Source organism: Enterobacter cloacae complex sp. P43RS (assembly GCF_014930585.1).
Taxonomy (GTDB): domain Bacteria; phylum Pseudomonadota; class Gammaproteobacteria; order Enterobacterales; family Enterobacteriaceae; genus Enterobacter; species Enterobacter bugandensis.
This window is the reverse complement of the sequence record NZ_JADBRJ010000019.1, coordinates 1-13889: the sequence shown is the minus strand read 5'-3', so window position 1 is coordinate 13889 and position 13889 is coordinate 1. Positions and strand designations below refer to the sequence as shown.

Genomic DNA, 13889 nt, shown 5'->3' with positions numbered 1-13889 from the left:
ATGAGTCTGAATTTCCTTGATTTCGAACAGCCGATTGCTGAGCTGGAAGCGAAAATCGATTCTCTGACAGCGGTAAGCCGTCAGGATGAAAAACTGGATATTAACATCGACGAAGAAGTGCATCGTCTGCGCGAAAAAAGCGTAGAACTGACGCGCAAAATCTTTGCCGATCTCGGCGCATGGCAGATCGCCCAGCTGGCGCGTCACCCACAGCGTCCGTACACCCTGGATTACGTCCGCCTGGCGTTTGACGAATTTGACGAACTGGCAGGCGATCGCGCTTACGCTGACGACAAAGCTATCGTCGGCGGCATCGCGCGTCTGGATGGACGTCCGGTGATGATCATTGGTCATCAGAAAGGCCGTGAAACCAAAGAGAAGATCCGTCGTAACTTCGGTATGCCTGCACCAGAAGGTTACCGTAAAGCCCTGCGTCTGATGGAGATGGCCGAGCGTTTCAACATGCCAATCATCACCTTCATCGACACCCCGGGTGCATACCCAGGCGTAGGCGCGGAAGAGCGCGGCCAGTCTGAAGCTATCGCACGCAACCTGCGCGAGATGTCTCGTCTGAAGGTACCGGTCATCTGTACCGTTATCGGTGAGGGTGGTTCCGGCGGTGCGCTGGCGATTGGCGTGGGCGATAAAGTGAATATGCTGCAGTACAGCACCTATTCCGTTATCTCCCCGGAAGGCTGTGCGTCCATTCTGTGGAAAAGCGCCGACAAAGCGCCGCTGGCCGCGGAAGCGATGGGCATCATTGCGCCGCGTCTGAAAGAGCTGAAGCTGATCGACACCGTTATCCCGGAGCCTCTGGGCGGCGCGCATCGTAAGCCGGAAGTGATGGCTGCTTCCCTGAAAGCACAGCTGCTGGCCGACCTGGCCGATCTGGACGTCCTGAGCAAAGAAGACCTGCTCAACCGTCGTTACCAGCGTCTGATGACCTACGGTTACGCGTAAGCTTCACAATTATCTGAAAAGCCGCACATTGTTGCGGCTTTTTTTATACCTGCCGTTTACCTTAACTATACTTATCTGATGTTTTTCAAGGAGGTAAACCATGAACATCATTGCCATCATGGGGCCACACGGCGTCTTTTATAAAGACGAGCCCATCAAGGAGCTGGAGCAAGCTCTTAAAGCACGCGGATATCAGCTGATCTGGCCGCAAAACAGCGCCGATCTGCTGAAATTTATCGAACATAATCCGCGCATCTGTGGCGTGATATTCGACTGGGACGAATACGACATGGAGTTGTGCAGCGAGATCAACAGGCTGAATGAATACCTTCCGCTCTACGCCTTTATCAACACTCACTCGACCATGGACGTCAGCGCGCACGATATGCGCATGGCGCTATGGTTCTTCGAATACGCGCTCGGCGTGGCCGAGGACATTGCGACCCGCATTCAGCAGTACACCGGTGAATACCTGGATAACATCACGCCGCCGTTTACGCGCGCGCTGTTCACCTATGTGAAAGAGGGGAAATACACCTTCTGTACGCCGGGACACATGGCCGGAACGGCCTATCAAAAAAGCCCGGTGGGGTGCCTGTTCTACGATTTCTTCGGCGGAAACACCCTGAAAGCAGACGTGTCGATTTCAGTGACAGAACTGGGTTCTCTGCTGGATCACACCGGCCCACATCTTGAAGCCGAAGAGTATATCGCCCGCACCTTTGGCGCCGAGCAGAGCTATATGGTGACCAACGGCACCTCGACCTCGAACAAAATCGTCGGGATGTACGCCGCGCCAACCGGAAGCACGTTGCTGATTGACCGTAACTGCCATAAATCGCTGGCGCACCTGCTGATGATGAGCGACGTCGTCCCGATCTGGCTGTCACCCACGCGTAACGCGCTCGGTATCCTCGGCGGCATTCCGCGCCGGGAGTTCACGCACCAGGCCATCGAAAGTAAGGTTGCGGCGATCCCCGACGCAAGCTGGCCTGTCCATGCGGTAATCACCAACTCCACCTATGACGGTCTGCTGTATAACACGAACTGGATCAAGCAGACGCTGGACGTACCGTCGATCCACTTCGATTCCGCGTGGGTGCCCTATACCAACTTCCACCCGATTTACTCGGGCAAAAGCGGGATGAGCGGCGAGCGCGTGCCGGGCAAGGTCTTTTTCGAAACGCAGTCGACGCACAAAATGCTGGCCGCGTTTTCGCAGGCTTCGTTAATCCATATTAAAGGCGAGTACGACGAGGATACGTTTAACGAAGCCTTTATGATGCACACCACCACCTCACCGAGCTATCCGCTGGTGGCCTCTATCGAGACGGCGGCGGCGATGCTGCGCGGCAATCCGGGTAAACGCCTGATTAACCGCTCGGTGGAACGGGCGCTGCATTTCCGTAAAGAGGTCCAGCGGCTGAAGGATGAGGCCGACGGCTGGTTCTTCGATATCTGGCAGCCGGAAGAGATCGACGAGGCGGAGTGCTGGCCCGTCGCGCCGGGAGAGAGCTGGCACGGCTTCCGGGATGCCGATGCGGACCACATGTTTCTCGATCCTGTTAAGGTGACGATCCTGACGCCGGGGATGGACGAACAGGGCGTGATGGGCGAGGAGGGGATCCCTGCTGCACTGGTGGCGAAGTTCCTTGACGAGCGCGGCGTGGTGGTGGAAAAAACCGGTCCTTACAATCTGCTGTTCCTGTTCAGCATCGGGATCGATAAAACACGGGCGATGGGTTTGCTCCGCGGGCTGATGGAGTTCAAGCGCGCCTATGATCTCAACCTGCGGGTGAAGAACATGCTGCCGGATCTCTACGCGGAAGATCCTGACTTTTACCGCAACATGCGCATTCAGGATCTGGCCCAGGGGATCCACCGGCTGATCCGCCAGCACGATCTGCCGCGCCTGATGCTCCAGGCGTTTGACGTCCTGCCTGACATGAAGCTGACGCCGCACAAGGCCTGGCAGCGGCAGGTGAAAGGCGAAGTCGAAACCGTTGAACTGGAAAATCTGGTCGGGCGGGTATCGGCCAACATGATCCTGCCGTATCCGCCGGGCGTGCCGCTGCTGATGCCGGGTGAGATGATCACCGAGGAGAGCCGGGCGGTGCTCGATTTTCTGCTGATGCTCTGTTCGGTAGGACGTCACTATCCAGGCTTTGAAACGGATATCCACGGCGCGAAACGCGATGAAAACGGCGTGTACTGGGTGCGAGTCCTAAAATAAAGTTGACCGCTTGCCAGGTGTGGGTTTTCGGTTGTAACGTTCAGGCATCATAAAAAGGAGAAGCTATGCTGGGTTTAAAAGCGGTTCACCATATTGCGATCATCGCCACCGATTATGCGAAAAGTAAGGCCTTCTACTGCGACATTCTTGGCTTTACGCTCATGAGCGAGGCCTACCGCGAGGAGCGTGACTCCTGGAAGGGCGATCTCGCGCTAAACGGGCAGTATGTGATTGAGCTGTTCTCTTTTCCTTTCCCGCCTTCGCGTCCGTCCCGCCCGGAAGCTTGCGGCCTGCGTCATCTGGCTTTCAGCGTTGATGACCTTGATAGCGCAGTAAAACATCTGGAAGCCCACGGCGTGGCCTGTGAAGCGATTCGCGTCGATCCGTTTACCGATAAGCGTTTCACCTTTTTCAACGATCCGGACGGCCTGCCGCTGGAGCTTTACCAGCAGTAATGTTTGTCCTGTGTGATAATGCCCGCTCAGTTCGGGCATTTTTTATGTGTAATTTCCTATGACCTTACCTGCTATCGCACAAGCCGTTTCACCGTACCGCCAGCTGCTGGTGGGGTTTAGCGGTGGCCTGGATTCCACCGTGTTGCTGCATCGCCTTAAGCTCTGGCGCGACCGGGACCCTGGCGTCCAGCTTCGGGCTATACATATCCACCACGGACTAAGCCGTCATGCAGAGGAGTGGGTGGCGCACTGTGAAGCCTTGTGTGAGGCGTGGGCTATCCCGCTCATCGTTGAGCGCGTCACGCTTGCTGATGAAGGATTGGGTATTGAGGCGCAGGCGCGTAAAGCCCGCTATACCGCTTTTGCAGGCGTATTGCTGCCCGGCGAAGCGCTGGTCACGGCGCAGCATCTGGACGATCAGTGCGAAACCTTTTTGCTGGCGCTTAAGCGGGGCAGCGGACCCGCGGGGCTTTCCGCCATGCCGGCGCGTTCTGATTTTGCCGGAACGCAATTATTACGGCCGTTGCTTGGCGAGACACGCGCGTCGCTGGAAGCCTGGGCGCGGGAACATCAGCTGAGCTGGATCGAAGATGAGAGCAACCAGGACGATAGCTACGATCGTAACTTCCTGCGTCTGCGCATCCTCCCGCTTTTAAGCGAGCGCTGGCCGCATTTCGCCGACGCGACGGCAAGAAGCGCCATGCTGTGTGCCGAACAGGAAAGCCTGCTGGATGAGTTACTCAGCGAGGAGCTGTCTGACCTCATTTCAGAAGACGGTGCGCTGGCAATTGCGCCTCTGGAGGCGATAAGCCCGGCGCGTCGGGCCGCGCTGTTACGTCGCTGGCTCGCCACTCATCATGCTGCGATGCCGTCGCGGGCAATGCTTAGCCGTATCTGGGACGAAGTCGCGCAGGCGCGGGAAGATGCTTCCCCCTGCGTACACCTGAGTGGATATGAGGTCAGACGCTATAAAGGCAAACTCTGGTGGGTAAAATACTCCCCCTCGCTGACCGATGTGGTGCTTCACTGGACCTCACCAGAGGCACCGCTGATATTGCCCCGGGACGCGGGGAGTGTCTCTCTGATGCCGACTGGGCATGTGCGTCTGCCAAAGCCCGGAGAACCCGTCAGCGTGCGCTTTAAGGCTGGCGGCTTGCTGCATATCGTCGGACGCAACGGGGGACGGAAGCTGAAAAAGATATGGCAGGAGTACAACGTGCCGCCGTGGCTGCGCGACACCACGCCGCTGCTGTTCTACGGTGAAACGCTGATTGCTGCTGCAGGGGTGTTCATCACGGAAGAGGGGTGGACAGAAGAGGGTGCCAGCTTCGAGTGGCGGAAAGCGTAACGGGCAGCCCGGCTGCCCGTTAATGTCATCAGGATTCGCTCACCACGACGGTGCCGATTTGCGGGTGGCTGAAGCTGGCTATTTTGTCCAGACGCAGCTCGCGCGTCGCACCGGCATCTTCCACGACCAGGTATTCCACATTCTTGCGTGAAAGCAGATCGCTGGCCTTCGCCTTCAACACTTCGCCATCTTTTAGCTCCAGCGTCAGTATTAAATGATGCTGGCAGGCGAGTTCGAGGTTGTCATAGTCATCACAATTGATGGGTTGATAAGTATCATTCATCGACATAATCGCTCACCAGTAAATTCGCCGCAGCATACGCTGCTTTTTCCCTGACCGACTCTGAAAGGCTCTCATCAGAGGCCACTTCATTAAGCACCTTCAATACACAGCCCAACGCGTCCGGGACATACCCCAGATCTCCGCTGGCGATTTCCGCATACCGTTTGCGAATTAACTCACAATAATTATTCACATCCCCTCCCGCCAGCGCACTGACTTACTGTGAGATATCATTAAGCCTACGAAGATAAACTCGGTTTAGCAAGGTGACTATACCATACTCATTTAAGCAATATCAGCGCCTTGATAGCGGTGTATTTATTACTCGGTAACAGCCTTTTGCCTCCGTTTTCGCTACAATGTGCGGCTGATTCGAATGGAGTTCTCTCATGGCGCTGAAAGCGACAATTTATAAAGCAGTGGTCAACGTGGCCGATCTTGATCGCAACCAGTTTCTGGACGCGTCGCTTACGCTGGCACGCCACCCCTCCGAAACACAGGAGCGTATGATGCTGCGCCTGCTGGCGTGGATTAAGTATGCTGATGAACGTCTGCAGTTTACCCGTGGGTTAAGCGCGGAAGACGAGCCTGAAGCCTGGCTGCGCAACGACCATCTGGGGATCGATTTATGGATTGAACTCGGTCTGCCGGACGAGCGCAGGATTAAAAAGGCGTGTACTCAGTCTGCGGAAGTGGCGTTATTCGCCTATAACCAGCGCGCGGCGGAGATTTGGTGGCAGCAAAATAAGAATAAATGCGCGCAGTTTAAAAATCTCGCCGTCTGGTATCTGGATGATGAACAGCTGGCGCAGCTGAGCGAGTTCGCCAGCCGGACGATGGCGCTGCAGGCAACGATCCAGGACGGAGCCATCTGGCTTTCTGATTCTCAGAATAATCTGGAAATTCATCTGACAGCCTGGCAGCCTGCGCCATGATCGTCTTGTCCCGAAGCGTCAGCATCCCTGATAGCGAGCTGGAGATCGCCGCCATCCGTGCTCAGGGCGCGGGCGGGCAGCACGTCAACAAGGCGTCGACGGCTATCCATTTGCGTTTTGACATTCGGGCCTCAAGCCTGCCAGAGTATTATAAAGAAAGTCTGCTTGCCGCCAGCCATCACTTGATCACCAGCGATGGTGTGATTGTGATCAAAGCCCAGGAGTACCGCAGCCAGGAATTAAACCGGGAAGCGGCGCTAGCCAGGCTGGTGGCGGTCATCAAAGAGTTAACGGCAGTACAAAAAAGCCGCCGGGCAACGCGGCCAACCCGCGCATCGAAAGAGCGTCGGCTGTCCTCGAAAGCCCAAAAATCCACAGTGAAAGCATTACGCGGTAAAGTTCGTCGCCCGATGGAGTGACGAAAGGGAACACAATTTTCATAAGGAATTCATTGTGAAAAAAGCATTATTTTCAGCGCTGGCAGTGAGTACATTGTTTGCGCTTTTCGGGTGTAACAACCGTTCTGAAACGCAGGTTTTGCAGCCAGCCCAGAATGAAGAGTTAAAGCCAATGCAGCAGAGCTGGCGCGGCGTATTGCCTTGCGCGGACTGCGAAGGCATTGAAACGTCACTGTTCCTGCAAAAAGACGGTACTTGGGTGATGAACCAGCGCTACCAGGGCGCGAAAGAACCCTCTTCATTTGCCACCTACGGGACATGGGCGCGTACGGCGGAGAAGCTGGTCCTGACGGATACCTCCGGTGACAAAACCTGGTTCCGCCCTAAAGGTGAGAACATGGAAATGCTCGACCGGGAAGGCAATCCGATTGAATCCCAGCTCAACTACACGCTGACGCCGGTGAAAGCGACGCTGCCAGCCACGCCAATGGCGATGCGGGGGATGTATTTCTATATGGCGGATGCGGCGATCTTTACCGACTGCGCTACCGGTAAGAAAGTCAGCGTGGCAAACAATGCGCAGCTTGAACGTGATTACGCCGTGGCGCGCGGCAATGACAGCAAGCCGGTATTGCTGACGGTTGATGGCCACTTTACGCTGGAGCCAAACCCGGATAGCGGGGAGATGGTGAAAACGCTGGTGGCAGATAAAGACGCGAAGTTTGTCGCGGGTAAAGACTGTAACAGTAAATAAATTGACGTTGAGCCATTAAAAAACCCCGCCAGAGCGGGGTTTTTTGTTTAGCCTTTGATGGCTTTCACCAGGTAATCAAGAATATCGCCGGTCTTGATCATCTGTTTTTCGCCGCTGCGACGGTATTTGTATTCAATCTCATCGCTGTCGAGGTTACGGTCGCCGATGACGACGGTGTGCGGGATACCAATCAGTTCCATATCGGCAAACATCACGCCCGGACGCTCTTTACGGTCATCCATCAGCACTTCGATACCCTGAGCGCGCAGCTCGGCGTACAGCTTCTCGGCCAGCTCCTGCACGCGGTAAGACTTGTGCATGTTCATTGGCAGAATGGCCACCTGGAACGGCGCGATATTGTCCGGCCAGACGATGCCGCGCTCGTCGTAGTTCTGCTCGATGGCCGCAGCCACCACGCGCGTTACCCCGATACCGTAGCAGCCCATGGTCAGGATCTGGTTACGGCCATCTTCACCCTGAACGGCGGCGTTCAGCGCACGAGAGTATTTATCACCCAGCTGGAAGATGTGGCCCACTTCAATACCGCGCTTGATCATCAGCGTACCCTGGCCGTCCGGGCTTGGGTCGCCTGCAACCACGTTACGGATGTCTGCCACTTCTGGTGTCGCTACGTCGCGATCCCAGTTGATGCCGAAGTAATGTTTACCGTCGATGTTAGCACCCGCGGAGAAGTCGCTCATTGCAGCAACCGTGCGGTCAATAACGACAGGAACCGGCATATTCACCGGACCGAGAGAGCCTGGGCCGGCATTCACGACGGCGCGGATTTCCGCTTCCGTGGCGAACGTCAGCGGGCTGGCGACCTGCGGCAGCTTTTCCGCTTTCACTTCGTTCAGTTCATGATCGCCACGCACCAGCAGGGCAACCAGCGGGTAAGCGCTGCCTTCGGTGGATTTCACCAGCAGCGTTTTCACGGTTTTTTCGACTGGCAGACTGAACTGCTCAACCAGCTCGGCGATGGTTTTCGCATTTGGCGTATCAACCAGCGTCATCTCTTGCGTTGCCGCGCCGCGAGGTTCTTTTGGTGCCAGCGCTTCTGCAAATTCGATGTTCGCCGCGTAGTCTGAAGAGTCAGAGAAGATCACATCGTCTTCACCGCTCTGCGCCAGAACCTGGAACTCATGGGACGCGCTACCGCCGATGGAGCCGGTATCAGCCTGCACAGCGCGGAAATCCAGACCCATGCGGGAGAAGATTTTGCTGTAAGCCTCGTACATTTTGTCGTAAGTCTCTTGCAGCGATTCCTGTGACGTATGGAAAGAGTAGGCATCTTTCATCAGGAATTCGCGAGAGCGCATCACGCCGAAACGTGGGCGCACTTCGTCACGGAACTTGGTCTGGATCTGGAAGAAGTTCAGCGGCAGCTGTTTGTAAGAGCTCAGCTCGTTACGAATCAGATCGGTAATGACTTCTTCATGCGTTGGACCGAGAACGAACGGACGCTCGCCGCGATCGACGAAGCGCAGCAGTTCTGGGCCATATTGCTCCCAACGACCGCTCTCCTGCCACAGGTCAGCGGGCTGAACCACGGGCATGGACACCTCGATAGCACCGGCGTTGTTCATCTCTTCACGCACGATGTTTTCGACTTTTTTCAGGACGCGCACGCCGGTCGGCAGCCAGGTGTATAACCCGGAGGCCAGCTTGCGGATCATCCCGGCGCGCAGCATCAGCTGATGGCTGATCACTTCGGCGTCGGCAGGTGTCTCCTTCAGAGTGGAGAGCAGATATTGGCTAGTACGCATGTTGTTACGGTTCCATTTCGACGATTGGAACAGGCTGAAACGCCAGCCTGACACAAAAAAAGTGGTTTAGTTTACCAGTGTGGCAAAGATGCCAAAAGAGAGGAGAACAAAATTACCTGGGTTCAAGGGCAAACACTTCGAAACCTGCCCCAGTGACGCGCCAGCGCACGTTAAAATCCAGCAGCCAGACGGCGTACGTCTTTCCTGCTTCCTCTTCTTTACGGTAGGCCGGACGGGGGTCCTGTGCCAGAACTTCAGTGATGAAATGCCGTAAGCGAGGATAGCGTTTCTCCAGCTGACTCAGCTGTAAGGCTATCTCAGGCGTAAACGAGACTGGCATATCCGCCTGCGGTGCGTCCTGAGCGTAGCTTGCACGCGCATTCGGGAGGGATTCGGCGAAAGGCAAATAGGGTTTAATGTCGATAACCGGCGTGCCGTCAACCAGGTCCAGGCTGCCCAGCTCAAGGATGACCTGATCCTTCTGGCAACGTATGCCTTTCAGTTCAACCAGCGACATCCCGATCGGATTGGGGCGGAAGGTCGAACGAGTCGCAAACACGCCCATTCTCGCATTTCCGCCCAGGCGCGGGGGACGCACGGTGGGACGCCAGCCGCCTTCCATTGTCTGGTGAAAAACAAATACCACCCATAAGTGACTGAAAGACTCGAGCCCGCGTACCGCATCGGCCTGGTTATAAGGTGCCTGAAGATGAAGCTCGCCGCTGCCGCTGGTGACCAGACCGGGCTGGCGGGGCACGGCGAACTTCTCTTTATACGGAGAGTGGATAACGCCTATTTGCTCAAACTGAAATGCACTCATTTCGCCGTAATGTTCAGCGCAGAACCGATGCAAACCGCCTGACGGTAGCAGCCCGGCGTGCCGCTGGTGACTTCGCAGCTGTGCAGCAGCACCGCGTTAGCTTTCATTTTTGCGGCGTTAATCTGCATGCGTTTACGCGCAGTCGGGATATTCGGTGGAGAGTCCTGATTAGTTGCCTGACAGGATTCACCGCTCACTTCACCCAGTTCACGGAACGGTTTGCCGACCAGTTCGTCAGCCTTGGTGATAATGCGAACCGGCGCAGGGCGAACCACTTTCGGTTTTGCAGGCTCTGTTTTTGGCGGGGTTGCCGTGCTTTGAACGGGTTCAACAGGAGATCTGCTTAGCATAGAACAGCCGCTCAGCATGAGTGCTAAAAGACAGATCGGTAAAGCACGCATAATAATTCCTCAATGGATAATCAAAACGTCAGATATTGAATCAGGTGACTGCACAAATGACAAGACGGGCATAAGCCCGTCCTGATGATATTACACTGAGGTGAGATTACCAGCCTTTAACAGCGCCGCCGTTAAACACTTTGTTGGCTTCCTGGTAAACTTCGTCTGACTGATAGGCCTGGACGAACTTCTTCACGTTTTCCGCGTCTTTGTTATCTTCGCGAGTCACGATCAGGTTAACGTACGGAGAGTCTTTATCTTCAACGAAGATACCGTCTTTCGCTGGTGTCAGGCCAATCTGGCTGGCGTAAGTGGTGTTGATAACGGCCAGGGCGATCTGCGCATCGTCCAGAGAACGCGGCAGCTGCGGTGCTTCCAGTTCAACAATTTTCAGATTTTTCGGGTTCTCGGTGACATCCAGAACGGTTGGCAGCAGGCCAACGCCGTCTTTCAGTTTGATCAGGCCCACTTTCTGCAGCAGCAGCAGGGAGCGTCCGAGGTTGGTTGGATCGTTAGGCACGGCTACCTGAGAACCCGGCTGCAGTTCGTCCAGCGATTTAATTTTCTTGGAGTAGCCTGCAATCGGGTAGACGAAGGTGTTACCCACGCCAACCAGCTTATAGCCGCGATCTTTGATCTGCTGATCCAGGTATGGCTTATGCTGGAAGGCGTTGGCGTCGATATCGCCTTTGCTCAGCGCTTCGTTCGGCAGAACGTAATCGTTGAAGGTTACGAGCTCAACGTCCAGACCGTATTTTTCTTTCGCCACTTTCTGAGCAACTTCAGCAACCTGCTGTTCTGCACCTACGATAACGCCCACTTTAATATGGTTTGGATCTTTTTCGTCCTGACCGCAACCCACCAGTGCCAGAGATCCAATCAGCGCGCCTACTGCTGCAAAGGTCTTTAATTTAAACGCCATGTTTTATCCTTAACTCATCGAGTTTGTGTTGTGTGTAACGTTATTTGTGAGTAACAGCCCGGACGATGCGATCGCCAGAGAACTGGATTAAGTAAACCAGAACAACCAGCAATACCAGAACGGTATTCATCACGGTAGCGTTATATCCAATATAGCCGTACTGATAACCAATCTGTCCTAAACCGCCAGCGCCAACTGCACCGCCCATCGCGGAATACCCTACCAGAGTAATAAGCGTAATCGTTGCCGCGTTCACCAGGCCCGGCAGTGCTTCAGGCAGCAGAACCTTGCGGACGATCTGCATAGGTGTTGCCCCCATTGCACGAGAAGCTTCAATCAAACCGGTTGGGATCTCCAACAGGGCGTTCTCCACCATACGGGCGATAAACGGCGCAGCGCCTACGGTCAGCGGAACGATAGCCGCCTGCAGACCAATCGATGTGCCGACGATCACGCGGGTAAACGGAATCATCCACACCAGCAGAATAATAAACGGGATGGAACGGAAGATATTCACCAGCGCGGAGAGCGTACGGTAGAGCTTCGCGTTCTCAATGATTTGACCCGGACGCGTCACGTACAGCAGTACGCCTACCGGCAGGCCAATCACAAAACCAAAGAAACCCGATACAAAGGTCATTGCCAGCGTTTCCCAAACGCCGCGAACCAGTAGCCACATCATCGGCTCAGACATAACCCAGTACCTCTACTTTTACATGATGTTCTTGCAGCCAGGCGATTGCGGCCTGGGTTTCTTCTTGAGTGCCGTGCATTTCCGTCAGCATGATGCCGAACTTCACGCCACCGGCGTAATCCATCTGCGCGCTAATAATGTTGTTGTTCACGTTAAAGCGACGCGCGGTTTCGGAAAGCAGAGGGGCATCAACGGACTGACCGGTGAATTCCATACGCAACATCGGGACGCTGTCCACCGTTGCCTCGGTTTTCAAACGCTCCAGATAATCTTCTGGAATATCCAGATGCAGCGTGGACTGAATAAACTGCTGCGCCAGCGGCGTTTTCGGATGGGAAAACACTTCGCTTACCGTGTCCTGCTCGATCAGTTCACCGTTGCTAATGACCGCCACGCAGTCGCAGATGCGTTTCACCACGTCCATCTCGTGCGTAATAAGGAGGATCGTCAGGCCCAGGCGACGGTTAATGTCCTTCAGCAGTTCCAGAATAGAACGCGTGGTGGCCGGATCCAGTGCGCTGGTAGCTTCGTCGCACAGCAGTACTTTTGGGTTGCTGGCCAGCGCGCGGGCAATAGCAACACGCTGCTTCTGCCCACCGGACAGATTTGCCGGGTAGCTATCATGCTTATCACCCAGACCCACGAGGTCGAGCAGTTCGGTAACGCGACGCTTCACTTCTTCTTTCGGCGTGTTATCCAGCTCCAGCGGTAAGGCGACGTTGCCGAACACCGTGCGGGAAGCCAGCAGGTTAAAGTGCTGGAAGATCATGCCAATTTGACGGCGCGCTTTGGTGAGTTCTTTTTCTGAAAGGGCGGTAAGTTCCTGACCGCCAACTTCTACGCTGCCCTGGGTTGGGCGCTCAAGCAGGTTAACACAACGGATCAGCGTGCTTTTACCCGCACCCGATGCGCCAATGACGCCATAAATTTGACCAGCAGGAACATGCAGGCTGACGTTGTTCAGCGCCTGAATGGTTCGGTTCCCCTGCTGGAACACTTTGGTGATATTGGAAAGTTTAATCATTAGATTATTTTTATCGTATGTAAGTTAGCCGTGGCATTTTCTTCTGCCAGATACGGGTGATGACCGTAAACAAAACGGATGTTAAGGCATCCAGACGTCTAAATCAATCCAACTCTGTACGATGAGCACTTTATTGCGCTGCGATTCATGAGATACTAGCTCAACAGGCCTTTTTCAGGAGCAAACCGGTGGCAAAATCAGTACCCGCAATTTTTCTCGACCGTGATGGCACTATTAATGTGGATCACGGTTATGTGCATGAGATCGATGAATTCGAATTTATCGACGGCGTTATAGAGGCAATGCGCCAGCTAAAAGAGATGGGCTATGCGCTGGTGGTCGTAACGAACCAGTCCGGCATCGCGCGTGGTAAGTTCACCGAAGCGCAGTTTGAGACGCTGACGGAGTGGATGGACTGGTCGCTGGCCGATCGCGGGGTCGATCTTGATGGCATTTACTACTGCCCGCACCACCCGCAGGGAACGGTAGAAGAGTATCGTCAGACCTGCGACTGCCGTAAACCGCATCCGGGCATGTTTAACTCTGCGCAGGAGTTCTTGCACATTGATATGGCTGCTTCTTATATGGTGGGCGATAAGCTGGAAGATATGCAGGCGGCCGCAGCGGCGGGAGTGGGTACCAAAATATTAGTGCGTACCGGTAAGCCCGTAACACCAGAAGCAGAAAGTGCAGCGGATTGGGTGATTAATAGTCTGGCAGAGCTGCCAAAAGAGATAAAAAAGCATCAGAAATAGCCTTTTTGGCGAAAAGGTGAGCGGTCGAAATAAAAATGCATATTTCCGCTTGTCATTCCTCGGCAGCTCCCTATAATGCGCCTCCATCGACACGGCGGATGTGAATCACTTCACAGTTAACCCGGTCGGTTGAAGAGAAAA

General features: G+C 54.9%; 16 protein-coding genes. 8 read left to right on the top strand and 8 right to left on the bottom strand.

Annotated elements, in window-relative coordinates; genetic code table 11:
- The 4 genes from accA (at position 1) to tilS (ending at position 4996) form a co-directional block, all read left to right on the top strand.
- Positions 1-960 (top strand): acetyl-CoA carboxylase carboxyl transferase subunit alpha, encoded by a 960-nt coding sequence (gene accA / locus IM294_RS21415; RefSeq protein WP_013095666.1) that lies wholly within the window; start codon positions 1-3, stop codon positions 958-960.
- 100 nt (positions 961-1060) lie between these two features.
- Complete coding sequence (locus tag IM294_RS21410; RefSeq protein WP_048960343.1) at positions 1061-3193, top strand: lysine decarboxylase LdcC; 2133 nt, start codon at positions 1061-1063, stop codon at positions 3191-3193.
- A gap of 65 nt (positions 3194-3258) precedes the next feature.
- Complete coding sequence (locus IM294_RS21405; RefSeq protein WP_047367363.1) at positions 3259-3648, top strand: VOC family protein; 390 nt, start codon at positions 3259-3261, stop codon at positions 3646-3648.
- A 58-nt stretch (positions 3649-3706) separates the two neighbouring features.
- Entirely contained in the window at positions 3707-4996 is a 1290-nt protein-coding gene (gene tilS, locus IM294_RS21400; RefSeq protein ID WP_126818809.1) for a tRNA lysidine(34) synthetase TilS, read from the top strand.
- Positions 4997-5024: 28 nt separating this feature from the next.
- On the opposite strand, the gene rof is transcribed toward tilS, so the two are convergent.
- Together rof and IM294_RS21390 are read right to left on the bottom strand one after the other, a co-directional pair.
- Positions 5025-5285 carry a Rho-binding antiterminator gene (gene rof, locus IM294_RS21395; protein ID WP_028015593.1) on the bottom strand — a complete coding sequence of 87 codons (261 nt, stop codon included), beginning with the start codon at positions 5283-5285 and terminating at the stop codon, positions 5025-5027.
- Complete coding sequence (locus IM294_RS21390; RefSeq protein WP_008501889.1) at positions 5272-5472, bottom strand: YaeP family protein; 201 nt, start codon at positions 5470-5472, stop codon at positions 5272-5274. The genes rof and IM294_RS21390 overlap by 14 nt, the downstream gene beginning before the upstream one ends.
- Before the next feature lie 196 nt (positions 5473-5668).
- Between IM294_RS21390 and IM294_RS21385 the strand changes: the two genes are divergently transcribed.
- The 3 genes from IM294_RS21385 to nlpE are packed head-to-tail and all read left to right on the top strand — an operon-like array spanning position 5669 to position 7366.
- Entirely contained in the window at positions 5669-6214 is a 546-nt protein-coding gene (locus IM294_RS21385) for a YaeQ family protein (RefSeq protein ID WP_028015594.1), read from the top strand.
- Positions 6211-6633, top strand: a complete 423-nt coding sequence (gene arfB, locus IM294_RS21380; protein ID WP_028015595.1) for an alternative ribosome rescue aminoacyl-tRNA hydrolase ArfB — start codon at positions 6211-6213, stop codon at positions 6631-6633. The genes IM294_RS21385 and arfB overlap by 4 nt, the downstream gene beginning before the upstream one ends.
- 34 nt (positions 6634-6667) lie before the next feature.
- Positions 6668-7366: an envelope stress response activation lipoprotein NlpE gene (gene nlpE, locus IM294_RS21375; RefSeq protein ID WP_126818810.1), complete on the top strand. Its 699-nt coding sequence runs from the start codon at positions 6668-6670 to the stop codon at positions 7364-7366.
- A gap of 47 nt (positions 7367-7413) precedes the next feature.
- Here the strand turns inward: nlpE and proS are convergent, their stop codons facing one another.
- The 6 genes from proS to metN all read right to left on the bottom strand — a co-directional run bounded on the left by proS (position 7414) and on the right by metN (position 12993).
- Positions 7414-9132 (bottom strand): proline--tRNA ligase, encoded by a 1719-nt coding sequence (gene proS, locus IM294_RS21370; RefSeq protein ID WP_028015597.1) that lies wholly within the window; start codon positions 9130-9132, stop codon positions 7414-7416.
- A gap of 112 nt (positions 9133-9244) precedes the next feature.
- Positions 9245-9952 carry a tRNA (N6-threonylcarbamoyladenosine(37)-N6)-methyltransferase TrmO gene (gene tsaA, locus IM294_RS21365; protein WP_041911179.1) on the bottom strand — a complete coding sequence of 236 codons (708 nt, stop codon included), beginning with the start codon at positions 9950-9952 and terminating at the stop codon, positions 9245-9247.
- Positions 9949-10353 (bottom strand): Rcs stress response system protein RcsF, encoded by a 405-nt coding sequence (gene rcsF, locus IM294_RS21360; RefSeq protein WP_008501883.1) that lies wholly within the window; start codon positions 10351-10353, stop codon positions 9949-9951. The genes tsaA and rcsF overlap by 4 nt, the downstream gene beginning before the upstream one ends.
- 106 nt (positions 10354-10459) lie before the next feature.
- Complete coding sequence (gene metQ, locus IM294_RS21355; RefSeq protein ID WP_014168729.1) at positions 10460-11275, bottom strand: methionine ABC transporter substrate-binding lipoprotein MetQ; 816 nt, start codon at positions 11273-11275, stop codon at positions 10460-10462.
- Between the two features lie 40 nt (positions 11276-11315).
- Entirely contained in the window at positions 11316-11969 is a 654-nt protein-coding gene (locus IM294_RS21350) for a methionine ABC transporter permease MetI (protein WP_003856130.1), read from the bottom strand.
- On the bottom strand, positions 11962-12993 hold the full coding sequence (gene metN / locus IM294_RS21345; protein WP_059357911.1) for a methionine ABC transporter ATP-binding protein MetN: 1032 nt from the start codon (positions 12991-12993) through the stop codon (positions 11962-11964). The genes IM294_RS21350 and metN overlap by 8 nt, the downstream gene beginning before the upstream one ends.
- Positions 12994-13181: 188 nt before the next feature.
- On the opposite strand from metN, the gene gmhB reads away from it, so the two are divergent.
- Positions 13182-13748, top strand: a complete 567-nt coding sequence (gene gmhB, locus IM294_RS21340; protein ID WP_028015601.1) for a D-glycero-beta-D-manno-heptose 1,7-bisphosphate 7-phosphatase — start codon at positions 13182-13184, stop codon at positions 13746-13748.
- The last annotated feature ends 141 nt before the right edge of the window (positions 13749-13889 follow it).

Coding starts and splice junctions, on each gene's coding strand:
- accA (WP_013095666.1), top strand. CDS start 1: ATGAGTCTGAATTTCCTTGATTTCGAACAGCCGATTGCTGAGCTGGAA.
- IM294_RS21410 (WP_048960343.1), top strand. CDS start 1,061: ATGAACATCATTGCCATCATGGGGCCACACGGCGTCTTTTATAAAGAC.
- IM294_RS21405 (WP_047367363.1), top strand. CDS start 3,259: ATGCTGGGTTTAAAAGCGGTTCACCATATTGCGATCATCGCCACCGAT.
- tilS (WP_126818809.1), top strand. CDS start 3,707: ATGACCTTACCTGCTATCGCACAAGCCGTTTCACCGTACCGCCAGCTG.
- rof (WP_028015593.1), bottom strand. CDS start 5,285: ATGTCGATGAATGATACTTATCAACCCATCAATTGTGATGACTATGAC.
- IM294_RS21385 (WP_028015594.1), top strand. CDS start 5,669: ATGGCGCTGAAAGCGACAATTTATAAAGCAGTGGTCAACGTGGCCGAT.
- arfB (WP_028015595.1), top strand. CDS start 6,211: ATGATCGTCTTGTCCCGAAGCGTCAGCATCCCTGATAGCGAGCTGGAG.
- proS (WP_028015597.1), bottom strand. CDS start 9,132: ATGCGTACTAGCCAATATCTGCTCTCCACTCTGAAGGAGACACCTGCC.
- tsaA (WP_041911179.1), bottom strand. CDS start 9,952: ATGAGTGCATTTCAGTTTGAGCAAATAGGCGTTATCCACTCTCCGTAT.
- rcsF (WP_008501883.1), bottom strand. CDS start 10,353: ATGCGTGCTTTACCGATCTGTCTTTTAGCACTCATGCTGAGCGGCTGT.
- metQ (WP_014168729.1), bottom strand. CDS start 11,275: ATGGCGTTTAAATTAAAGACCTTTGCAGCAGTAGGCGCGCTGATTGGA.
- IM294_RS21350 (WP_003856130.1), bottom strand. CDS start 11,969: ATGTCTGAGCCGATGATGTGGCTACTGGTTCGCGGCGTTTGGGAAACG.
- metN (WP_059357911.1), bottom strand. CDS start 12,993: ATGATTAAACTTTCCAATATCACCAAAGTGTTCCAGCAGGGGAACCGA.